General features: G+C 70.8%; 1 protein-coding gene. It reads right to left on the bottom strand.

The annotated features are described in order from the left end of the window. Nucleotides 1-527, bottom strand: a 527-nt coding sequence (locus FLW16_RS43045; RefSeq protein WP_142566732.1) for an acyltransferase domain-containing protein, incomplete at both ends; no start/stop codon positions are given.

The following is a 527-nucleotide window of genomic DNA, read 5'->3' as shown; positions in this document are numbered from 1 at the left end:
GTGCAGGCGGCGGCGATGGCGCCGATGGAGTGCCCGGCCACCGCGGTGGGGGTGATGCCCCAGGTGGACAGCAGGTGGGTGAGGGCGGTTTGCAGGGCGAACAGGGCGGGCTGGGTGTAGAGGGTCTGGTCGAGCAACTGCGGGTCGGCGTCGCCGAGCAGCACCTCGCGTAGGGGTACCGGTGTGTGTCCGGCCAACCGCTGATCGAGGAGGTCGATGACTGCGTCGAACGTGGTGGCGAAGGCGGGGTAGGCGGCATACAGTTCGCGTCCCATGCCGTGGCGTTGGCTGCCTTGTCCGGTGAAGACGAAGGCGAGCCCGCCGGGCCGGGCGACTCCGGTGACGACCCCGCTGGCGGGTGTGCTGCTGGCGAGGGCGCGGGTGCGTTCCAGTAACTCTTGCTGGGTGGTGCCGATGATGACGGCGCGGTGGTCGAACCGGGTGCGGGTGGTGGCCAGGGAGTAGCCGACGTCGACCGGGTCCAACTCGGGGTGCCGGTCCAGATGGTGTGCGAGCCGGGCGGCCTG

Origin of the sequence: Microbispora sp. KK1-11, assembly GCF_006874435.1 — a bacterium.
Lineage (GTDB): Bacteria > Actinomycetota > Actinomycetes > Streptosporangiales > Streptosporangiaceae > Microbispora > Microbispora catharanthi.
Note: the sequence above shows the minus strand (reverse complement) of the source record. Positions and strands in the feature narration are given on the sequence as shown.